Consider the following 22741-nt stretch of genomic DNA (forward strand, 5'->3'; position numbering starts at 1 on the left):
GGTTCCTCCCAAGTATTTCGAGGCATTTTTGTGAGCCCTTGAGGGCACTATGAATACGAGGTCCGACAATTATTGTGGGGCAGTGTCTGTTCCTGGCAATAAACTTTCTTCCAGCCTTCAACCGTGATCGGAGCCTTATACATGAATGACCGCCCCATAATGCTTGGGACTTTGCCTGACGGCGGGCGTCTCCACCTCGGTGATGCGGCTGAACGTTGGCCGGCAGGCGGAGGAATTCTGCTGATCCGCGGTCAAGCTCCAGCGACGACGGGAAGGACATACCTCGACGACATCATCAGCCAGTTTTGCCGTACCAGTGCGACGCACGTTATCGACCTCGTCGGAGGTGACTATGGATGGATGTTGGAAGGCATGAGGACACTTTCCAGATCCATGGGGGAAGCCTGTATGAAGGTCGGCGAGATCTTTGGGGGAATGCATGAGGATCCGCGCGGTACAACTGTCATCGTCAACGGCGCTGAGTTACTCCAGGCTGATGCCCATTCATACTCATCGCTCCTTGCCGAAAAGCTCGACTGGCTAATGTCTCACCCCCCTCAAGGGGGAGCGTCACTGGTGCTGGCTGGTCGCGACTTGGACATCTGCAAGCTTCTTGTCGGTGGTTTAGGCGATGCCTGCCGGATTCAGTTCGGCAGTCGCGACCAGACGGATACCACTCAATACCTGCTCGGCGACCTGAAGGAGGCTGTCTTTCCTGAGGGAACCGCAATTTATGAATGGCCCGTAGGATCCGCCTCAACGTACTTCGCTCCCGTTGTAGGTCTAGGTGAAGGTTCCGTGGGGGATGTGTTTTTGGAGCTGCCTGTCGGCATCGGAGGTGTTAACTTCTCGACAGTTTGGGCGCAAAACCTGGTGGTACAGGGCGGTTCACGTTCCGGAAGGTCGGAATTGATCGCCACGATGGCCATAGCTGCGCAGGAACATGGAGTGCCGACTTGGGTCGCCGCGTCCGCACCGGATTCCGCCTTCAGCGCCAATTGGCGACATCATCGGGAGGCCATGTCCACAGGAGTCGTGCAGGCGCGGGAACTCCTGCGGCTAGTTTGCGATCAAGTTTTCCCACGCCTCGATGCTTGTCGAAGGCTAGGCACTAAAGACGTAAGGGACTTTCGGATTCCTGTGGACTTGGCACGTCCTATCGCTATCTTCATTGACGATCTTGATGCCCTGACAAGAGTCACAGCAGACCAACTTCAAATTGCCGAGTCAGCAGAGGCTGTGCAAGTCCTTATCGATTTCCTTGCCATGACCGCCAACCAAACCAATGTCTCGCTGATTGTTGGTACCTCAAGCGGTGATGAATATGGTACTGCCGGATTTGAGTCCCTAAGGAGTACTGCCGCACGGCTGCAGTTGCCGCGCTCAATTGCCGATGCCGGCTCGGAACAGGCACCACTGTACTTCGCGGCACCAGGGCTTCCTGCCATTCCACTTGAGACGATAAGGGTCTAAGAGACGGCACTTATGGGGACGAGAGGTTCCCCTTGGTGGTCAGCTCGCGTTGCGCAGGGTCTGTACTGTGCCGGCAAGGGCATCGTCCAAAGTGCGCCACCGTCCGGGCCTGGGCCGGAGGGAAACTCACCTGTGCTCCAGCGGAGTCTGTGTGCGTCCCTGCAACCCCGACCGAGTCTGAGCCCAAGCACAAGCTGACGTCCGGCGTCGGTCAACGGCACCCTCGCCTTCCACCAGTTAGGCGCCTCGTCATCCGGCTCTGCCCAGTCATTGTTCTCAAAATAGCGCCTGTTGATGGGCCACTCAGCTGCCGGCAGGTATTGCTCAGACACAATTTCGCACCACACACCGTCGGCGCTCGGCGTGGCCTGCGCATAGGGCCGAGTTGTGATCTCCTCACTGCCGTCATATTCGATGCGCAGAAAGCTGTTCCAAGGCATCTCTGCCAAGAGCTGGCCGATGAGTTCGCCTGCTTGGTGCCATTCCTCGGCCTCGCGGTGGGAGGCCAATTCATTGATAATCAAGCTTTCATCCTCAAATCCGAATGGGAAGCCCCAGTAGAACTCGTGGGTGTCCGGTTCTTCGTCGCCTTCTTGCTCCTGTGGCAGTACAGCTTCGATCGCTTCGTCCCAGCTGCCGTAGTGACCGATCAACTCCATAGCGGAGGGGCGATCCTGACGGATCGACATCTCCGCAAAAACCCAACGGTCGTAAATGTCGATGTCCATCGGGTACTCGAAGTCGATGCACTCCTCCGTGAAGTCGTCCACAGCTTGGAAATAGTCATCTTCGCTGAACCTGTGGTCGGCGGAGAGTAGCCCCAAGCCCAGAGAACTCAGAACGTCCTCCCAATATCCCTGGCCACACCGCCGAATGAGCTGGGGCGCCGGAACCGGCCACGGGTTACTCTTTTCGCGACTGACGTGCCCCAAGTCGCGGCGAGCCTTCTCCGCCGTATCTTCATAAGCTGCACAGGACAAGCTAGTGATCTTTCCCGTCCGAACAGCCATCGCCGTGGCCTCAATTACCGCCAGAACCTCCGCCGTACGGAAGTAGGGGACGGTTGGGTGAAACAAGTCGCGCAGTTCGCCGACAGCCTCGAGCGACATCTTTCCCAAGGCCAAGGCATAGTCCGGTGCGATTCCGTGATGCATCCCCATCACGTAAAGCAGGCTTAGTTTGTCACCAATCTGCCGCGGGGAATTGTCCCGGCCTGGCTTCTCCGTGGGGATGCCTGGGAGATGCAAAAGTTCAGCTGCCACCTGGACATCGATACTTTTTCCGAGAGCGTCGAGAATCACCGGTATTTTGGAGGATTCAATGCCCGAGTCGTCCAACCTTGTAATCAATTCCCGGTTAGCCCACATCGAGTCCATGGTTGCTTGGGTCCTTCGCCGAACTGATCGGTACCGTTCAAGCTCGTCTTTGGATGTGGTGGACCGCTTGACGAGCGCCTGACAGATGTCATCTGCCGTGCCCTCGAAATTCGCCGCCATTACCCGAAAAGGATCACCCCTTCGGTAGGCCTCCAACAATGCTTCTGGCTCAAGCACGTAAGCCGGCGGCATTCTGATCCCCGGCATGAGCGACTGTTCTCTCATTACGTCCCCCTCTTCCAAACGCCTACTCCTGCACCGAACGGACGGCGTCCGACCACGAGCCGTAGATACCGCGTACGGATGCTATTGAGGGTCTTCCACGGCCGTTGGCGCGCTCTGCCCTAGCCCACACGTCGTATCCCGCATTGGTTGCCTTTGTATTCGCCGCCCGCGCTGAAGCGCAGTAGTCCCTAACAGCGTTGTCGTAGTCCTCCCGCGTGAACTTGAGCAGTCCTTTTGGCCGGCCCTGTTTCGTGGTTCCGATACCCAGGGCTTCTAAGGCGTTATTCCAGCTCCCGAAACGCTTCATCAGCGTCTGGCCGGTTGGCGGCCAGGCGTTCGAACCTTTGCGAGAGACCAGTCCGAGGGCGGGAATCAGCTCACCGCGGAGCCGGTGGTAACGCTGTGCGGTAATGCTGGTAGACGGGTTCTGTTCGACGTGCTTCTGCGCCGCTCCGATCACACCGAGGATGGTGGCCACGTCATCTGGTGTCACTTCGGCTGCTTCCAATGCGTCACGAAGCTCGGTCATCAGTGACAGTTCCAAGTAGACGGCAGCCCACTCCCGGTCTGGCGAGAGGCCTAGATCTGAACCGAGTAGGTACCAGATGCCGGCAGCGACCGTTTCTTTCGAGAAGATGTCGTCTGTTTGGCTGTAGTCAAAGACGATATCCGACGACTTGAGTGCGTCTTCGGCAAGTTCCCTGTCGATGCCCGGGTGAAGAGCTTCTAGCCTGTTGATGGCGTCCACACGGGTGCAACCCCGGCGTGCCATCTGCCGTGCGAGTCCTTCATAGCTACTGAGAAACGCGCTGTGACTGTCTTGAACAGCAGCTTCTCGGTCAGCGGCCCTTTTCTTGCGGGATTCCTCTGCGTTCGTTCCGCCCACTTTGGCGATGATCTGCCGGACCCGCTCGCGGGTGATGCCGAAGCTCTGGCCGATGGCGTCCAGCGTCTCGCCGTCGGCGTAGCGCTCAACCATTGCAGCATCGCGCTGCTCCCGGCTGAGTTCAGGGGTTGTTGTCATGGTCATATTCCTATCAGCAGGCTCGGACATTACTCGGCAGCGGCGGTCGTGGCTTCGGTGGTTGCGGAATGGCCAGCAGCCTGTGCATCTTGCAGAAGGCGCATAAACAGCGCATGCGGCCGCGCGCCAGGCAGGACGCGCTGCAGGTCTGCCAACGCGTCCATGGCAGAAATGCCGGCAACGCGGGCCCCGTACAGAGCCGCAACAGTAGGGGTGCGGGACTCCGCCCGGACACAGTGCAGCAGTACGGTCTTGCCCTCCGCCCGGTAGTGCCCGACGGCGACCGCCGCCTCCTCGAGGACAAAGGCGGCATGTGCGTTGTCGTCTTCAACAGCCGAGTCGACCACCCAGAAAGTCGCATGGTCCTCCGGTGCCACACCCGGCACATCCAGCGTGCCCAGCCGGCAGAGCGACACCACCGTGTCGATTCCTAGTTCAGCCACCCGCTCAAGGGCATCGACCCCGCCCAGCCACACGCCGCCGTCGTGCGGGTGCTGGACGAGCGAGTTCGTGCGGTCCCACATGCTGTAGTCGTGCCGTTCCGCCCGCGGCCAGGACAGGTGCCGGCGGCCGTCGCCCCGGCCCAGTTCCATGCCCAGGACCATCAGGTCGCGGGCCCGCAGGCCCGGCCACCCGTGAAGCCGCCGGCGCCACCCGAACGGGACTGCGGTGTAGCCGTAAGCCGCGCCCAGCAGGCCGCCAGCGATGGCGGCCACCGTGTCGGTGTCGCGCCCACCGCGCACTGCCTCCTCCAATGCAGCCCGGAGGTGGACGGGACCAGCAGCGGACAGCCCGGCATAGTGGATGGCGCTCCACGCTCCCTGGAATGCCTCAACCACCCAGCCGTTGCGGGTGAAGTCCCGGGGCCTGGACCTCCTGCCGTCTCGATCCGCTCCAGCCACAAGGAGGCCCTCGCGGCGGGCAGCAGCGGCAGGCCGGCCCGGACATCGAGTACACCGGTGAGGACTGCATGACGGATGGCAACGCACCACAGGCCGCACGCCTCCTCCGCATCAGGATCGGCATGGGTCGGGGCGCTGAGCTCGCCGGCGGCGGCCATCAGTTCGGCAGGCTCCCGGTCCAGGTATGCCAAGGCCAGGGGAGCAGTGCGCATCAGCGACCCGTTGCCGGCGCTGCGGCCGGTCCTGGCATGGAAGTCGGCGGCAGCGAAGTCAGCGGCCTGAACCTCGCGGCCGCAAGCAACAGCCCGACCCCGGGCGCCAGCGATGACGGAGCTGGTCTGTGTACCCACGTCCTTCGCCTCCGCCGCCCAGGCAGTCCACGCCCGCACCACGCCGGTGAGCGCGGCGGGGGAAGAGGCACCGCCGTCGGACGCGGATTCGAGCAGTGCCTCGGCGATCGGGACGGCCATGGACGTGTCGTCGGTCCATTCCGCGGGAGCGAACCCGAACGGGCCGCCACCCTTCATGCTGACGCCGGCGCCGTCCGGGAGCGGGGCGCCGAACTCGTAGCCGGCTCCGAGGGCGTCGCCAGCGGCCATGGCGACGAGGACGCCGGCCGTGCGGTCTTTTTGCAGGGGGTTTAGTTTCATGCCATCTCCATAAGTGAGTGGTGGTTGTTCCAGCCGGCCAGGTGGGCCAGCTGGGGTGAGCGCTGGGGGAGTGCGACGGCGATGCCGGCGGCGGTGACCGTTCCGGCGGAGCGGGTGACGTTGCGGCTCCGGAGGGAGCCGTGGTTCCGTACCTCCACGGCCGCTGCGCCGCCGTCGAACGGGCCGAAGTCCATCGCTTGGACGTGAGCGGCGAAGTCGCGGGCGCGCTGGCCGGGCGTCGGCCCGGCGGCCAGCGCGTGGGGTGGCAGGAGCTCGAGGTCCAGCAGCGCCGACTCGACCAGCTGCCGGTAATGGCGGCGGAAGAGCGTGCTGGTGCCGAAGACCTCCAGGAGCAGCGGCTGCCGGGCCAGGCCGATCACCAGGCCGCGCTGGCCCTCCAGCGGGGCGGGCGCGTCCGCGGGGCTGAACCGGTTCCGTTCCTCCTTGTTGTCCTGAAACCAGTCCATGTGCTGGAGGAGGGAGCTGGTGGCGGAGGCGCCGCGGGCGGCGTCGAACCGGCGAACCCGCTCCCAGATGCGGTCCTGCCGGTCGCCGACCCGTTGCCCGGTGCGGCCGTTGGCCAGCTCAGACCACACGTTCAGCGGCGCGCGCCGGGCCTGCCGCCGATGGCTGGATTGTCCGGCTTCCCAGCGGCCGGCCTCGACGCAGAAGGTGTCGATGTCGCGGGTTTCGCCCGGGCCGAGGACGACGTCGCGGGCGCAGGTCCGGTGCTGCTGGCCGCCTTCGAGCAGCTCCCCTTCCAGCAGCAGTGCCGGGTGCGGGCCGTTGTTGGTGACGGTGAGGCGGGACACTTGGGCACCGGTGGCAAGTTCGGTGACGGCGACGTTTGCGTGGGTGCCGGCGCTGATGCCGAGGCTTCCCGGCGCGGAAGTCCAGACGGGGAAGATGCTGAGCGGACCGAGGCTGGTGCCGGCTCCGACGTGGAGCTGGGGAACTTTCATGAGTACCTCCAGTTGATTTATCGCATTTGTGCGCTAATTGCGTCCAGTATGCACAGATTGCTTCTTTAGCGCAATACTGAGATAAATGGAGTCGTGAAGGATTCCACGAACAGCTCTGGTCCGTCCCTGCTCGACTTTCCGCGGCCGTCGGTGGCAGTGGACACTGCGGTGCTGACAGTTTCCGAGGGAAGTTTGTGCGTGCTGCTGGTGCGCCGTGCGGAGGACCATCAGCACGGGAAGTGGGCCCTGCCGGGGACGTTTCTGCGCGAACGGGAAACGCTGGCGGATGCGGTGCTGCGGTGCCTGCGGGAGAAGGCCAGGATCTCGGGGCGGGTGCCGCGGCAGCTGCAGGTGTTTGATGAGCCTGGCCGTGATGATCGTGGCTGGGTGCTGTCAGTGGCGCACGTCGACGTGGTGCCGCTCGCGGCTTTGGAGGAAGCGTTGAAGTCCGACGGCGTCCGGCTGGCTTCCGTGACCGGGGAACCGGAGCTGATCGCCGGACTGCCATATGGGCATGCGGACATGGTGGTAAAGGCAGTGGAATGGCTGCGGGCTGCTTACGCCGAGGCACCCGATCCTGGGGCGCTGCTTGATGAGCCGTTCACATTGAAGGAGCTGCGGGAGCTGCATGAGGTTGTGGCCGGCGCGCCTTTGATGCGGGACACCTTCCGCCGGTTCATGGAGCCGAAGCTGGCGGGGACTGGGCAAATGTCGGACGGAACGCGGGGGAGGCCCTCGCGGTTGTGGGTGCACAGTTGACGTGGTGGTAAAGGGCAAAACATGGCGTTAAATCTGTAGAACTCCGCCCGTACTGTCGATCATCAAATATGGTCAAGCCATGCCTATCAGAGCTTGGATCCCTGTCGAATCCCTAGATGATGATCTTCTGACTTTGGAGTCTGCTGCGGTGCTGTCGCTGCTGGCAAAATATCGAACTAGCGAACTTTCAACAGCCATCAAGAAGTGGCAGCAGGTGCAGTTGAGCTTTGATGGTAGTGCGCAAGAACGGGCACGGGTTGAGCGCGCCATAACAGTCCTCCGGAGTCTGCTGAAATCAACCGGGCTGGTCCTTCCTTCGCTGTTGAAGAACAACCGGCTGCCCTCGCTTGAGACGGTGACCAATGAGATGTCGTCAATCGTTCGGGGACCCTTAGGAATCGAGAACAGTCCGCAAGCCGCCGTTGCCCTGCTCAACCTGGCGTGTGATGATTCGCTCAAGCAGGCCGGGATTGCGGCGGATCTGCTTGATAGCCAACTGATTAATAGAGCTTGGAGGCACATTCGCCGATTTGTTACTCAGCTCCTACACAGTTCAGCCCATGGTCCTGCACCAAAGTTGAAGGAACCCCTGAGTAACGACTGGATGGCCCACGAGCCGGATCTGCTCGGCGATTACACGCCGTGGTCCTTGGGCATAGGACCAATGTTCCACACGCTCGCTGGCTGGGATTCGACTTGGTTTATGCGCAAAGGGATGATTAAAGACGAGCTTTGGAAGTTGATTAGTTATTGGACACCTTTACCCCATCTTGCGCTTGGGCCTTTGGGCTGGTCCGATCCAGCCCTAGGGGTGGCGCGATGGATTCTGATGGGTATGCCAAACGAGACACGTGAGCTTTCGCTTGTGTCACGTGTATGGGGCACCGACGCACTCATGTACTTTGCACACCCCCAAGCGGATTGGCTGCCGCAGCCGCATACTTCGCTTGGTTTTGCGCTACGTACGTCGGGCCGGAAGGTGAGCCAAATCTACGAAACACTTGGAAACGCCAAGTCATTTTCAGAATGCGGATCACTTCATATGCACGTGCACTTGCAGTGGCAGCTCGGCATCGGCAACGACGGCCCCCCCGCTGGGGATTGGCGCGTATATAGCTCTATGGAAGGGTGCCTGCCTAAGTTTGTCCTTGAGCTGGAAAAATGGCAGGCTGGCATTCGCAACTTTACGCCGCGGGCAACAATCTTTTTCGCGTATCTTCGGCTTGTGAAGCCGAGATCATGGTTGTGGCCGCACCAGTTGGACCGTTAGGCAGCTTTAAGAGATCTCGGGTAACGGGGCTCTGGTATTCAGGGTCACATGAAGCGCATTTATTGGGACACAGTGATGCTGATGTTCCACTCCGACGACTTTCCGCGACTGCAGAGGTCCGCGTCCCCAGTCCGGCTTTCGCGGATAGTTCCCTCATGCGTCACACCAAGGCGGTTGTCTTTTGGTTGGCAAGCGAATTGGCGCGCCGTCACCCTCACTATGTTTTGTATAGCGAGGGGCTGGACGGGCTGACGCTAGTAAGCTCAGCCGGACCAACTATTAACATTTCGCGAAGTGCAATTGTCAGTGTGGGTGGAAGAGAGCTTGTGGGCCCCTCAGAACTTCTTGCCACTGATGACCGACGTGCTCTTATCAAAGAACTGGAAGAAAAAATTGGGCTGCCTGTAAGGAGGCTGGCGGCGCCGACGACTGAGCGCACACTTGTCTATCGAGCTATGGCGCACATTGCGGCCCTTGTAGTTGGTGACAAAGCTACCTGGGATTTTATCGCCACCGATTTACAGACACCCGCTGGTGCTTGGAACTTGATCCGAAACGGCGACTGCGTGGCCCTTCTCACGCCCGACGGAAACGTGCGGATTTCGGATCAACACGTAAACCTGCTTGAGCGCTACCACGCCCACTCGCACCGTATGACACCCATGATCGGGGAGGTTTTCGGAGCTGTCCTTCCATAATGTCTTAGGCCGCGCCCGCATGGCTCGGATATGGACTGGTACCAGGTGACAGCCGAAACAAAACCACGAGGTATAGCCACCCTAAGGGCTGGCGTACGCGCGCAACATGCTCCGTCACCAAGGTGCCCGATCCCAGAAAGCGGCGACTGACACTGGGGGTGGCCAGCCGCCGCGACCGGATCACTACGGTGAGACGGCGAATGCCGTTGAGGGGACCAGCTCGTCCATATTCGCCATCTGTCGTTCAGGGGATGTTCGTCGAGCCCTCAGCGGCCGCTGTGTTCCGGGGCCATACACGACAGGCAACCTCAGCGAGTTGTCTTGCTCTGGCTTGAATTGAGTTTTCGTCCCAACACTCTAGCGAACCCAGAGACTTGTTGAGTTGGAGACTGGACTCCAGGGCGAACTCGGGGCGTTTGACGTCCCATGCGAAGTTAGAAACACCTTGGTTGAACCTAGACGTTACGAGAGTGAGGTTGCCTATGCGGTGTGCAGCCGAATGACGCTGTTGCGCAGCCAGCTCAAGCTGCGCTGGGTCGTCTATGTTCAATGGCCAATGGGACTGCCACGAGGAAGGAAGGATGTGCTCAATCTGCAGTTGTTCATAATCGAACGTCGCGGGCTCTGTGCGAGGGTTCTCAAGCTGGAGGTGCTTATCGATTGCACCTAGGATGAGTCGGATCCTTTCCTGAGTGAAGGAATTGTAGAACTTGTTGTAAGCGAAAGATGAGGACACGTCATCGTCAGTTGGCCAGGCTAACCCTTGGGACGCAGAGCTCAAGTAGGCCGTGATGGCCTCAGGAATACTGCGCCCCCCACGATGCGCAGCCTGCGCAGACTTCAACACGTCCACAAAGAAGGTGCCATAGCCCCTGGTGTTTGCGCCAGTGATCATGCGTCGCATCACCCAAGACTCAATCGCGCCTACCGCACGCTCGTGATCAGAAAGTGGAAGCTCGTGGCTTGGAAGCGTGCGAAGCCACAGGAGAAGAGGCACTGCTGTCAGAACTCGAACGCGGTCCAGTTGCGCGTAGGCCTGTCTCAGGGTGGCCGACTCTGCTCGCTCTGGATGATAAACGGTTACATAGGCGGCGGCGTAATCGCTGAGTTCTTGGAGTACTGACTTAGTGGCTCGATTGTTCGTCGCCAAGTACGAACGAACCTGCCCGTACAGGTGGCCGACAGCGGCCTCCTGTCCTGAAACGGCCGTGAGCCAAGAGGATAGGAGAACGTCCCGGCGTCCACGGGCTGCGTGCCCGCTGCCCACCGTGGTCTTCCACCAGGCCTCGTCTAGCGGAGCCCAATACTGGTCATACAGTACTTCGAGTTCCTCTTCGCCACGGAGATCCCCGCGGAGAAACAGCAGATTCTTAACCAAGTCAGTTGCGGAAAGGGGAGTCTGGCGTCCGTTAAGTACTTCGAAAATTACCTGGGCGTCGTCATTGTCCTCGAGGTCTATGACCACAAGTTTGAACAGACCCAAGAACGTATCAACGATCGCGTCCAGCAGTTCGCCATCAGGATCTGCTTCGACAGCAGCTCGTGTCTGACCCGCAAAGAACGATCGTGCCGAGAGATAGAGGTGGCCAGTGCTGGAAGGAATCTCATCTGACACGGCCTCAGGCCAAACCTCGCGGTCTTTTCGCCGCGGCCACAGTTTGTACTGGTCCAGAGGTTCAATAGCCACATCGGTGGGGTTCCTTATTAGTCGTCCCATTTGCGCCGCTCGTGGGGAAGCTTTTTCCCGGAGCACGTCCAGAATTCCTCTGGCTAGAAGCTGCAGTGTGGTTAGGCGCTGCTGCCCGTCGATAACAGCCCGCTGATCCACTCCGCCGGTCGATGACGGCAGCTGCTCGCAAACAATCGCTCCCAGAAAATGAGGCGTCACTTTCCTATCGGCGCTGGCTCTAGGTTCACCCGAGGCATCGGCATGCTGCCGGGCTTGCTGCAGTCTTTCGGCTGCAGCCATCAGATCCTCATGGAGCAGCCGCCATTGGCCTTCGAGCGTCCACTCATAGTCCCGCTGAAAGGTCGGGATCACATATCTGCGTTCGAGACCAAGGACTGATTTTAAAGTTAGAGTATCTGCCTGCAATTTTCCCCCTGGTGTGTGAAATCGGAGCGGACTCGGATCCTGTGACGACTCTAGTGCCCACGTCGCGCGGAGGGTACGGAAAACCTTGGCCTACAACAAAAGGCTTTCTCGCTGAATATTTAAACGCGTCGACGCACCAAGGCCTAGCTACTCTGGGTTTTACGTCCATCGCGACGTGTCACCTGATATACAAAATCGACCATACGAAGTCGAAGTCGCATTTTGTGCAGTCTCGGCTGCCCTGATCCGAGGATTCAATGGCTATCGCTGCTGTATCCATGCCCCCAGTACGTACAAGTACTGACCGCTCCAAGGTGCAAGTCGCCGGCTCTCTTGGCATGCGGATTTCAATGTCCAGCGCAGCTATACCGCCCTTTTCCCGATGCCCAGAGGTGCGTCATGCGCCGCTCCCATCCTTGCCGCTGCCGACGGCAAGGAGCCGGTGGTCATGACGATGCACCGGGTTAAAGGCAGGGAGTTCGCCAAATTCATTCTTTTCGGCGTCAGCGACTCCAGCCTTCCAAAGAGGCACGCCATTCAGGAGCTTGCGGAAAGGGAGCGTGAGGCGCGTTGCTCGGGGAACGGTAGCGGCTCTACTTGGCTGCGACCTGCGGTCGGGACGAGTTCGTGGCGACGTGGAAGCGTAGACCTTCAGAGCTGCTCGGTGCCGTGTAGATTCAACAATTACTAAATCAGATTCACAAACAGTTGGGGGAGCAATGGCGGTCAGTGCGGAGACCAAAAAGAGCCGATGGTGGGACGCTGATGCGACGCAGCGGTACTGGATGGAACTAGTGAGTCGACCGAATTGGGGGACTGAGCTCATTTCTCCCGATGAGGGCCGATACAGCCACATGTGGGACGTCCGGGAGGGCGATGTCGTTTTTCACTGGCTCGGGGTCAGTCATGCGGGGGCTGGAAAGTCGGGAATCTACGGTCACTCGTTGGTCATCGGACGACCTGAGCCAGCCCCCGAGAACCAGTGGCGCAGCACCACGGGACCCGGCGTGCGGGTTCCATTGGGCGATTTTGTGCCCGCCGCCCCGCTCTTGTTGCGGGAGTTGGAGAATAGCGCGAGCGAGATATCCGCCATAAAGAATCAACTCGTCACTGACTACGGATCGCCCGTCTATTTCCCCTTTCAGGACGGCAGGGGAGGTTTCCGACCCAGGGAGGCGTACCTTGCGAAGGTGCCGAAGGCGGTCGTCGACATCATCGCCGGGTTGCGTCCCGAAAGCGGTTGGGGCGGCCTCGAGCAGCTGCTCGTGAGTTCACAAGCTGGGGGACGTAACGGAGTCAAGCAGGCTTACGCAGGCTTCTGTGCGGATCCGATTCTGAAGAAGGCCATCGAGATACGGGCGGTTCGTCAAGCGATAGCATACTACGCGGCCTCAGGCTTCAGTGTCGAGGACGTCGGAGCTCGCGAGTCCTACGACTTGCGAGTCATCCGCGGTGATGAAATTCGGCACGTAGAAGTGAAGGGCTCTCAGGGCCACGTCCAGAAGGTCATTCTCACCCGCAATGAGGTAACCCACGCCAATGAGTTCGATCGAACGGACTTAGTAGTCGTGGCCGACATTAGGTGGGAGCGTCGGCTCGATGGCTCGATCAGCACGGAGGACGGCGTCATGAGCGTCCACCCTGATTGGCGACCATCGCCCGAGAACCTCAAGCCGTTGAGCTATGAGTACGTCTTGGACTAATCCCGTCCCTGTATGGCGCTCGGTTGGCGACGGACGTGTCGGGTTGTGCAAGACACCCGATGCCCTAGGCATCGAGACTAGTGGGTTGCTCTCCTCAGGGCAGGAAAAGCAGTAAATATCGCCTCCAACAGATCCCTAGCCCCTGATTCCGTAAACTGGATCTGTTGGCTGGCTTTCCCCGGCATCGCGCGCTCCGCCGACCCATAAGTGGCGATGTGCAGGAGGACTTCGCCATCCATACCAGAGACTGTTTGAAACGTACATATCGACTCAGTCTTGTGCGGCTGGATGCTGCTCGAGCTGCGGGTCACTGCCTGGATCTTCACCATGCGATTGACCCTAGCGTGTGCCTGCTTGCGACTCCCACTGGCGCGCCGGCGATTCGAACCGCATGGCGCAGTTCTGTCGGTGGCTCGTAGTAAATTTATCTGGCTGGTATAGCGCTAGCTGCGTCATGGACGGTCCGTAACGACCCGTCGTCAGAACTCTGGAGGACCATTCTGTTGGGACCGATACCCATCGTAGACATTTTTGCCGGGCCGGGCGGCCTCGGGGAGGGTTTTGGAGCGCTGAAACGCAACGGCACCAACGTGTTCGAATCTGTTGCCGCCATTGAAATGGAATCCTCGGCCCATTCGACGCTCACGCTACGCCACGCTTTTCGGGATTTGGAACAGCGTGGGCAGGTCCCAGACGCTTACTATCGCTTCGCGCGTGGTGAGATCGGTTACCAAGTGCTGTCAAAGGACTCAACCATCGGGCCGGCGTTGGCGAGAGCTGCTGGCCGGGTGCACCGCCTTGAACTTGGCGAAGAGACCCGCCAAGAATCTGACGCTCTCATCAAAAAAGCACTCAGGGGACAACCCAATTGGGTTCTCGTAGGGGGGCCTCCTTGCCAGGCATACTCGCTTGTGGGGCGGTCCCGTCGAGCTAACGACGAGGCGTTCGAAGAGGACAAGAAGCACTTCCTCTACCGTGAATACCTCCATATTATTTCGACGTTTCTGCCTTCGGTCTTCGTCATGGAAAACGTCAAGGGACTTCTGTCGTCCACGCACGGCGGTCAGCCTATGTTTAAGCGCATTCTCGATGACCTGCGCAACGTGGGTGGCGAGGCGGAATACGAAATCTACTCTCTGACCAAGTCTGTTTCTCCCGAAGCCCTGCAGCCCCGTGATTTCATTATTCGGGCAGAGGATTATGGCGTACCACAGCAGCGGCATCGGGTCATCCTTCTCGGAATCAGGAAGGACTTGGGACTCACGCCCAAAACTCTCGAACGCTCAAAGACCCAAGTTACTGTGCGCGACGCCATTCATGACATGCCTTCAATTCGCTCCCGGATCTCGAAGGGAATCGATTCGACCGCGAACTGGGCTGCTCTTCGCGCTGACGCCAATGATGCCCTAGCTGAAGAAGGCATTTCACCGCTTTCCTACCTCCCCGAGCCAGGGCCGCTGGGCGATGCATTCCTCCACGCTGCTCCCAGAACCATCAGAGCGGAGGATGCAGCGGCTGAATACCGCCGCTGGATCGAAGACACTAGGCTGGGCGGTTTCGCCAGCCATGTGTCTCGCGGCCACATGGCATCTGACCTGCGGCGATATTTTTTCGCTGCCGCCTATGCTCTGAAGCACGGACGCTCACCAGTCCTTTCCGACTTTTCTGAGGGCCTCACCCCTAATCATTTGAGCGCCAGAAGCGAGAGAAAGTCGTTCGCGGACAGGTTCAAGGTGCAGGTCTGGGACAAACCCTCGTCGACGGTTGTCTCCCATATAGCAAAAGACGGGCACTACTACATCCATCCGGACCCTTGCCAGATGAGGAGCCTGTCCATACGGGAAGCGGCCAGGCTGCAGTCATTTCCGGACAACTACGTTTTTCTCGGAAACCGAACCCAGCAATACACGCAGGTAGGGAATGCGGTCCCGCCCTTTCTCGCGCATCAAATAGCCAAAATAGTCTCTGATCTGGTAACTAAGTAGGATTCTTGTTGATTGGGGGAGTGACCGCAAAGATGCGCGCCACTGAGTGGGACATAGTACAGCCAAGTGCGAGTCCAGTTTTCGAAGCGCTTCGCGCCTTCGGCTATACGCCGGAGACGTCCATCGCGGATTTGGTTGACAACAGCATCGCTGCCAAGGCCAAGAACGTTCACATCGCCTTCGTGTGGAATGAGGGGGACGCCTATGTCGTGATAAAGGATGACGGGATCGGCATGAGTGAGTCGGCGTTGATTGCCGCCATGCGTTTGGGGAGCCAAAGCCCGGTTCTCGAGCGCAAAAAAGGAGACTTAGGCCGCTTCGGATTAGGACTCAAAACAGCATCCATTGCGCAGGCACGTGAGTTCTCCGTAGTTTCGAAAGATAAAGCAGGAAAGGCGCTTGTAGTTCGCCGCTGGGACTTGGATGAAGTCCAAGATACAGGCGAATGGCGTCTCAGAAATTCGCTGCCAGGCCAAGCAGTTAGCGACATTGATTTTGCCAAAACAGGAACTGCGGTCATATGGACAAAATGCGACCGTCTCGTAGGCGATCCTGCCACTGGGTCACGCATGACAAAGGCACAGTTTCTAAGAGTCGCCGATGCCGTGTCCAATCACTTGTCAATGACATTTCACCGCTTCCTGCAGTCACCCCGCCGAGTACGAATGCACGTTAACGGATCTGAAGTCGAACCTTGGGACCCGTTTCTCACTGAAAACTCGTCCACCTATTCGCCGGGAATTGAGACTTTGCCCCTGCAGGGACACGCAATAGGTGTGACACCTTACGTTCTTCCACACAAAAGCAAGCTTGAAGTCGAAGACCATAGGCGCGCTGCGGGGATACACGGCTGGAATGCGCACCAAGGCTTCTACGTGTACCGGGAAGACCGGCTCCTAGTAGCAGGTAGTTGGTTGGGCGTGGGCGGTATGAAGGAAGAACATTCCAAACTTGCTCGGATTGCACTGGACATACCGGCTGCCCTCGACCACATGTGGCAGGTTGATGTTAGAAAATCGCAGGTGCGACCACCCGCAGCAATCGTGCGGGATCTGGAGAGGATAGGACGGGCTACCAAAGCGAAGGCCCAAGAAGTCTACCGCTTCCGTGGAAAAATGGACGCCGCCAAATCGTCGCAAAAGTTTGTTTTTGCTTGGCTTCAGCATAAAGATAGGGAAAATAACATCTCCTATCGCGTTAACCGCGACAACCCAGTAATCCGCCAGATTCTAGAGGGTGGTTCAGCCAATGCGGTGCAAATCGAGCAGCTCTTACGATTTGTGGAAGAGACCGTCCCGCTAACTCAGATTGCCGTGCACTTGGCGAGCTCTTTGGAGTCCTCGCAGCAACCTTTTGAGGAAGATACAAGCGGCCTGCGGGATCTTCTCCAATTCTCCTTTGATCGCATGCTCACGAGCGGTGCGTCCAGTCAACAAGTCCTCGAAGTACTGGCAAAAACGGAACCCTTCTCACTCCACCCAGGCATTGTCGCCGCGTTTAAGGAAAGCGTGAACTTGTGATAACCGGAAGATCTTATGTCACCAAAATGGCAACCTCCCATCTTGAATTCCTGCGTGCGCAGAAGACTTTAATCACACCGGAAGTAGTTCGTGACGCGGTGGCTCTTTTCAGCGATGGCCCGGCCAAGCACATGCCAGGCGACCTCACAGACGCTGTGGCAGAAGAGATCGCGCGTGATATCGAGACGCAGTTCAACGTTTATGTGTCTGGAGGCGGGCAACTGACCAACCCTATTGACCACGTGCCATGGCTTGACGAGCGGCGCCATTCGATTGAGTGGAAGTTCTGGGACCGTTATCGGCGATACATGATTGAGGACGAGGGCCGTCCGACCGAAGCGTTTGATAAATCTGTTGGAGATGTCACCGATCGTATCTTGGCATCTCTCGAGAATCCGCTTCGACCTGGCCGGTGGGAAAGGCGAGGACTGGTTGCTGGGCAGGTACAGTCCGGCAAGACCTCGAACTACGTGGGTTTACTCAATAAGGCACTTGACGCGGGGTACAAGCTAGTCATCGTCATGGCAGGTGCACACGACAGCCTCCGGAGCCAAACGCAACAGCGCATCAACGAGGGGGTACTTGGTTTCAACACGGCTGAAACTTTTAGTGGATCCGGCCTCAGCTCCAAGACTGGAGTTGGACTAAAAGCCGGCCCCAATCTTCTCATCAATTGTTCCACTACCGTCGAATCCAGCGGAGACTTTAAGCTGACAGTTGCCAAGCAGGCACACCAAGCAATCGGCGGAGATCCGACTGTTCTAGTCGTTAAGAAGAACGCTTCCATCCTGCGAAATGTTTACACATGGGCCACTGGTCTCCAGCACATCATTGACCCAGAGACTGGAAAAAAGATTGTGCCCGGTGTGCCCCTGCTGGTTTTGGACGATGAAGCCGACTACGCGTCAATTGATACCGCCACAAAGCCCGGTGAAAGCGAAGATGAGACCGATCCGTCAACTATCAACGGGTTGATCCGGCAAATTCTTGACACGTTTGAAAAGAGTGCATACGTAGCCTACACGGCAACTCCATTCGCCAATATTTATATCGATCCCAACGCCACTCGGACTGATATAGGGCTAGACCTGTTTCCGGAGCACTTCATCGTGCGCTTACCCGAGCCATCAAATTATTCGGGTCCAATCCGCTTCTTCGGCTTGGACGGTGACAGTGAGGCAGGCCTGGAGACGGTTGAACCGCTGCCCACCCTTCGTCCGATTCGTGATCACGAACCTTGGCTAAGGGACGGACACAAATCAGATGAAACCCCAGACGAGGAACTGCCCGAGTCGCTCAAGGATGCCATCCGAACGTTCGTACTAGCGTGCACAGTAAAACGAATGCGTGATCTTCGGACCAAGCACTCATCGATGTTGGTGCACGTAACCAGATTCAAAGACGTTCAAGTGGAAGTTGCGAGACAAGTGCAGGAATTCGTTGTGGACCTGCGCAACGCCGTTGAATACGAGGCGCCGGAAGATGCTGAATCGGCTGTCAAAGTGCTCAAGAATTTGTATCACACAGATTTTATCGACGTGACTGACGCTCTACTCGCCAACGAGGATCTTGCCGGCGAGTGCAGGCAGCTGCCACCATGGCATGAAATTGAGGGTGAGCTCCTTCGAACGCTTTTGGAAATAGAAGTCCAAGTTGTGAACGGATCGGTTAAGGATGCCTTGATGTATTCTCAGCGTCCGAACGGACTTAAAGTAATCGCTATCGGGGGCGACAAGCTTTCACGCGGTCTGACTCTTGAGGGTCTAATGGTCTCTTATTACCTCAGAGCATCCAGAATGTATGACACCCTAATGCAGATGGGACGATGGTTTGGTTATCGCCCTGGTTATCTTGACCTGTGCCGTATATACACGACCCCTCAATTGCTTACTTGGTATTCGCGAATCACTGATGCGGCGGCCAAACTGTACCGTGAATTCGAAGTAATGGGTCAATTAAATCGGACGCCACGACAGTACGGATTGAGGATCCAGCAGCATCCGGACGGCCTTATGGTCACCGCGGCTAATAAGGCGCGTCATTCTCAGAAAATGAAAGTAAGTTTTGCGGCTACTCAGTGTGAGACGCTGCTTTTTGATACACAGGAAAGCGTTCGAGTCCAGAACTGGACTGCCCTCCAAGAGCTTGCCAAGGATGTTTTCGGGCCTTCCATGAGTGCACGAGGAAGGCATGTTGAGCGTGATGTTTCGGCTGATCGCGTTCTTAATTTTCTCCGAAGCTATTCCGGTCACCGTGATTCAGGCCGAGGGTTGCCGCAACCCTTGATCGAATACATCGAGAAGTGCCTCGAACCGAGGACTTCCGAGCTTACCAATTGGACAGTCATGCTAGGCGATAAGGACGCGTCAAAGGCAGTTCCACTGGGGGAAGGTGAAATCGGCCTCTTCTCACGTACTCCGTTCCCGCAGGAACAGGCAGACGGAAAACGGTCAATCAAGCGTCTGGTAAGCCCGGGGGACGTTCTTCTCCCGCTGGATGCTGATTCTCCCGCTTGGGAAGAAGCGCTGCAGTGGGCCGTGGATCGATACATGTCTGGGGCAGCAAAACCTGGAACTAAGAAGCCGGAAAGACCGACTGCGGCTGCTGAACGGCAGGTAAGAGACAAGAGTCACGGTTTTCTTATGGTTTATCCCATCGATCCAGAATCTTTTGGCTATGAGCAGGATTCCACCCCGTTTGTAGGTTTTGCTGTATCATTTCCAGCCAGTAACAATGGGCTTTCTGTGGATTATCAAGTGAATTCAGTGTTTTGGGATGAGCTCTTTGACGACGAGGTGTCCAGTGCCGCGGCAAAGTGATCACGAAGACTTCAAGCTTGACTTCCTGTGGTCGTCCCTTGAGGCCGAAGCGGAGTATCCAGGGCTTCTAACAAGACGCCTGCCCTCTGCTCCAGACCATGATGTGTTTCTGTTTTGGGAAGGGGGCAAACAGGGCAGGAAGGGGCTCAGTGTCAGTGCCGCCGGGGTTCTGAACGATGTTGCTGCGAGACTTCCGGATGTCCTTGGGCTGGATACAGCAGTTTCAATCACCCGTTCCGGGTGGGTTGAACTGCGGATAGCAGAATCGCGCGGCGGAGCCGCGTCAGTCTTCGAGACGCTGATCGAGGACGTGCTGAGGACAGTTGGCAAAATCGAGGGACACCATTTGCTGGCGGCCGTCTGCCGACGCCTCGACTTATGGAAAGACTTTTTTGCTGTCAGTCGGGACGGCCTTAGCCTCAATCAACAGTCTGGACTCTTTGCGGAACTCACCGTTCTAGTAGATGCCATACGCCCGGCCATTGGGGAAGAAGCTGCCGCGAATGCCTGGTTCGGGCCCGAAAAGGCATTACAGGATTTCGCTGACGACCGCATTGGCATCGAAGTCAAGTCCGTCTCGTCAACCGGCCCAGCCAATGTCACAATCGCCAATGAGCGCCAGCTCGATGAACGCTTGGTTGGGGAGCTTCTCTTAGCGGTCTACAAGATGGACATCCGTGAGGCGGGGGAGGGTTTGACGCTACCGCAGAAGGTCCAATTAGTGCGTGATCAGTTCGCCGACTGGGAGTCGGCTTCGGCAGTGTTCGAAGCCAAGCTAATTCGATCCGGATACTCGGATGCCCACACGGCTAAATATCAGCATCGGCTGACAGTCAGGGGTTCATCTTGGTATCGAGTAACTGGATCCTTTCCGAGACTTACAGAGCAACATCTCCCTACTGGGGTTAGCCATGTTTCATACAAAGTGAATACCGAAGCGTGTCAGGAGTGGGCTCTAACTGCGGAAGAGGCAGTGGAAACGATAAAGAGGACTCACGAAGTATGAATCAACTTGCTGCGTTCCATGAAGATCTTCTTCAGTCGGTGAGATTGGCGGCAGAGGAAGAGGGCAATGCCGAGACTCTCGCGCACGGCTTCACGCAATACGTGACGGATTTGCTGAACGAGGCGGGAGAAGCCACAGATCCCGTAGTGGCGATGTATGGCCTCCCGAAGATGCACACCTCGGGATATGACTGGGAAGAAGAGCGGGGGCTTCTTAGTGTGTTTGGAACCCACTTTTCCGCCCTCCCGGAGGTCACGTCACTGACTAAGGCCGAGCTCACTCCGCTGATCAAGCGGCTCGTCGAATTCACCACCCGCGCAAGTATGGATCTCGCCTCCAAGGTCGACGAGTCGACCGTGCTCCATGATGTTGTTACAGAAATCAAGACAGTATGGCCGAAAGTCCGACGGCTCCGACTAATCATCTTGAGTAACTCCCGGCTGAGAACGACCCTGCCCTCGGTAGACCCAGTACGCGACAAAGAGACGATCGTCGAAATTTGGGACGTCGAGCGAATCCAAAAGTTGGCAACTTCAGGCAACACCCAAGAGCCCGTGTCGGTGAACCTTCCGGATTTCGGCATGGAAGGACTTCCATTCCTCGGTCCCAACGGATCCCGCGAATACCAGTCCTACTTGGCCATAGTTCCAGGCCGGGTATTGGCTGATATCTACAGCGAGTACGGACCGAGGCTCTTGGAACTTAATGTGCGATCTTTCCTTCAGACCAGAGGAAAGATCAATAAAGGAATTCAGGCGACGATCAGCCAAGAGCCCAGTCGATTTCTGGCCTACAACAACGGTTTGTCCATGACCGCCTCCAGCGTTGACATGAAGACAGTCAGCGGTCAACGAGTCATCACGCGACTTCATGACATTCAGATCGTCAATGGTGGACAGACAACTGCGTCGTTGTACCACGCCTTGGCCGGGGGTAATACTGACCTAGACAAAATCGAGGTCCAAGTGAAACTTACTGTGGTGGACCACGCGGTTCGTGAAGACTTGGCTCCAAAAATCTCGGAATACTCCAACTCCCAAAACCCGGTGAGAATGGCTGACTTCACAGCCAATGACGTTTTCCACGTTGAGCTGGAGAAGCACTCACGGGTTACGTGGGCGCCGAGCGCTGAGGGCACAAACATCATGACGCGCTGGTTCTTTGAGCGGGCCCGGGGACAATATGCCGACGCGGTCGCCCGGGAGCGAACACCTGCAGCACAGAGGAAGTTCAAGAGTGAACATCCGGTAAGCCAGAAGCTGCTTAAAACAGATATCGCCAAGTATGAGAACACCTGGTCACAGTTGCCGTACTTGGTGAGTCTGGGAGCCGAAAAGAACTTCAATGAGTTCCTGCAGCGCCGAAGGGAAACCAACGCCAACCTGATACCGGACGAGGAGTATTTCCGTCGAGTAGTCGGTAAGGCAATCCTTTGGAGGAGGACTGAGGCGGCCGTGACCAAGCTTCAGTTGGGCGGGTATCGTGCTGCCACAGTTGCCTACACCTTGGCTCTCCTTTCCAATAAGACGGCCCAAAGGATCGACCTGGCCAAGCTCTGGCAACGGCAGGACCTTCCAGAGGACCTGTTGCAGGCTGTTCTCGACTTAGCTCCTTTGGTTTACGAGCGAATCCTGGGCACCGCAGGAACGCGTAACGTCACAGAGTGGGCGAAGAAAAAGGAATGCTGGGAGGCGGTCCAAAGCATCGACTGGACAGCCCCCGCAACACTCGTCACACTCCCCATTAGACAAACAGGATCCAAAGCGACGGCGGAAACTCCTGATGATGTTGGTCCCAAATCGGTGGAAGAGAATGAAGCGATGAAGGTTGTATGCGCGGTAAGGGGCGAGGCATGGAAGAGCCTTTCTACTTGGGCCAAGCAAACTGACAATCTAGCCTCGTGGCAGCGAAGCATCGCATTCAGCATCGGTCGAGTCTTGGACTCGGATCGAAAACCCTCAGTCAAACAAGCCGTGCAAGGACAAAAAATCTTGATCGAGGCAACCCGCCTCGGCTTCGACCTTGAAACCGCGGGTGGATGATGCAACAGTGCGGAACCGCTGTAGTTCTAAGTCGAAAACTAAATAGTGATTCACCGCTCGCGGGCTTCACGTCGCGTATGGGAAAAGAAATCAAGGATGTATAGCGCAGGTACCTTTCCTCAGTGGAGATTCGTCGAGCATCACCCCGAAGCCAAGTCACGGGACCCGCTGCAATCTGAACTGCTCAACCAAGAGTCGTTTCGGCCAGCCGACGCACTAGTACGGGAGAGCA

General features: G+C 57.8%; 15 protein-coding genes and 1 pseudogene. 10 read left to right on the plus strand and 6 right to left on the minus strand.

Annotated elements, in window-relative coordinates; genetic code table 11:
• Positions 1 to 141: 141 nt before the first annotated feature.
• Positions 142 to 1473, plus strand: a complete 1332-nt coding sequence (locus ACR65J_RS00405; protein ID WP_440165074.1) for a hypothetical protein — start codon at positions 142 to 144, stop codon at positions 1471 to 1473.
• Here ACR65J_RS00405 and ACR65J_RS00410 read toward each other — a convergent pair.
• From ACR65J_RS00410 to ACR65J_RS00430, 5 genes and pseudogenes are all read right to left on the minus strand, one after another.
• Positions 1470 to 3074, minus strand: coding sequence for a TY-Chap domain-containing protein (locus tag ACR65J_RS00410; protein ID WP_440165076.1), 1605 nt, complete (start codon positions 3072 to 3074; stop codon positions 1470 to 1472). The genes ACR65J_RS00405 and ACR65J_RS00410 overlap by 4 nt on opposite strands.
• A 22-nt stretch (positions 3075 to 3096) precedes the next feature.
• Positions 3097 to 4098: a homing endonuclease associated repeat-containing protein gene (locus ACR65J_RS00415; RefSeq protein ID WP_440165078.1), complete on the minus strand. Its 1002-nt coding sequence runs from the start codon at positions 4096 to 4098 to the stop codon at positions 3097 to 3099.
• A gap of 29 nt (positions 4099 to 4127) precedes the next feature.
• The gene (locus tag ACR65J_RS00420) at positions 4128 to 5099 is read right to left on the minus strand and encodes an ADP-ribosylglycohydrolase family protein (RefSeq protein WP_498794716.1); all 972 of its coding nucleotides are present in this window, start codon (positions 5097 to 5099) and stop codon (positions 4128 to 4130) included.
• Positions 5090 to 5650: pseudogene (locus tag ACR65J_RS00425) on the minus strand (ADP-ribosylglycohydrolase family protein); the annotation flags it as partial. The pseudogene ACR65J_RS00425 and the gene ACR65J_RS00420, both read right to left, overlap by 10 nt.
• On the minus strand, positions 5647 to 6612 hold the full coding sequence (locus ACR65J_RS00430) for an ARPP-1 family domain-containing protein (RefSeq protein WP_440165080.1): 966 nt from the start codon (positions 6610 to 6612) through the stop codon (positions 5647 to 5649). The pseudogene ACR65J_RS00425 and the gene ACR65J_RS00430, both read right to left, overlap by 4 nt.
• Before the next feature lie 93 nt (positions 6613 to 6705).
• Between ACR65J_RS00430 and ACR65J_RS00435 the strand changes: the two genes are divergently transcribed.
• The 3 genes from ACR65J_RS00435 (at position 6706) to ACR65J_RS00445 (ending at position 9339) form a co-directional block, all read left to right on the plus strand.
• The gene (locus ACR65J_RS00435; protein ID WP_440165082.1) at positions 6706 to 7371 is read left to right on the plus strand and encodes an NrtR DNA-binding winged helix domain-containing protein; all 666 of its coding nucleotides are present in this window, start codon (positions 6706 to 6708) and stop codon (positions 7369 to 7371) included.
• A 79-nt stretch (positions 7372 to 7450) separates the two neighbouring features.
• Positions 7451 to 8641, plus strand: coding sequence for a hypothetical protein (locus ACR65J_RS00440; RefSeq protein ID WP_440165084.1), 1191 nt, complete (start codon positions 7451 to 7453; stop codon positions 8639 to 8641).
• A 155-nt stretch (positions 8642 to 8796) separates the two neighbouring features.
• Positions 8797 to 9339 (plus strand): TY-Chap2 family putative peptide chaperone, encoded by a 543-nt coding sequence (locus ACR65J_RS00445; protein ID WP_440165086.1) that lies wholly within the window; start codon positions 8797 to 8799, stop codon positions 9337 to 9339.
• A 244-nt stretch (positions 9340 to 9583) separates the two neighbouring features.
• On the opposite strand, the gene ACR65J_RS00450 is transcribed toward ACR65J_RS00445, so the two are convergent.
• Complete coding sequence (locus ACR65J_RS00450; RefSeq protein WP_440165088.1) at positions 9584 to 11434, minus strand: DUF262 domain-containing protein; 1851 nt, start codon at positions 11432 to 11434, stop codon at positions 9584 to 9586.
• Positions 11435 to 12465: 1031 nt separating this feature from the next.
• Between ACR65J_RS00450 and ACR65J_RS00455 the strand changes: the two genes are divergently transcribed.
• The 6 genes from ACR65J_RS00455 (at position 12466) to ACR65J_RS00480 (ending at position 22509) form a co-directional block, all read left to right on the plus strand.
• The gene (locus tag ACR65J_RS00455; RefSeq protein ID WP_440165090.1) at positions 12466 to 13137 is read left to right on the plus strand and encodes a protein NO VEIN domain-containing protein; all 672 of its coding nucleotides are present in this window, start codon (positions 12466 to 12468) and stop codon (positions 13135 to 13137) included.
• Positions 13138 to 13640: 503 nt separating this feature from the next.
• Complete coding sequence (locus ACR65J_RS00460; protein WP_440165092.1) at positions 13641 to 15122, plus strand: DNA cytosine methyltransferase; 1482 nt, start codon at positions 13641 to 13643, stop codon at positions 15120 to 15122.
• 20 nt (positions 15123 to 15142) lie between these two features.
• Complete coding sequence (locus ACR65J_RS00465; RefSeq protein WP_440165094.1) at positions 15143 to 16642, plus strand: ATP-binding protein; 1500 nt, start codon at positions 15143 to 15145, stop codon at positions 16640 to 16642.
• Entirely contained in the window at positions 16639 to 19461 is a 2823-nt protein-coding gene (locus ACR65J_RS00470; RefSeq protein ID WP_440165096.1) for a Z1 domain-containing protein, read from the plus strand. Before ACR65J_RS00465 ends, ACR65J_RS00470 begins: the two co-directional genes overlap by 4 nt.
• A complete protein-coding gene (locus tag ACR65J_RS00475) occupies positions 19418 to 20467 on the plus strand; it encodes a PD-(D/E)XK motif protein (RefSeq protein WP_440165098.1) in 1050 nt (349 codons plus the stop codon). The genes ACR65J_RS00470 and ACR65J_RS00475 overlap by 44 nt, the downstream gene beginning before the upstream one ends.
• Positions 20464 to 22509 (plus strand): AIPR family protein, encoded by a 2046-nt coding sequence (locus ACR65J_RS00480; protein ID WP_440165099.1) that lies wholly within the window; start codon positions 20464 to 20466, stop codon positions 22507 to 22509. Before ACR65J_RS00475 ends, ACR65J_RS00480 begins: the two co-directional genes overlap by 4 nt.
• The last annotated feature ends 232 nt before the right edge of the window (positions 22510 to 22741 follow it).

This window comes from Arthrobacter sp. SAFR-044 (assembly GCF_059414985.1).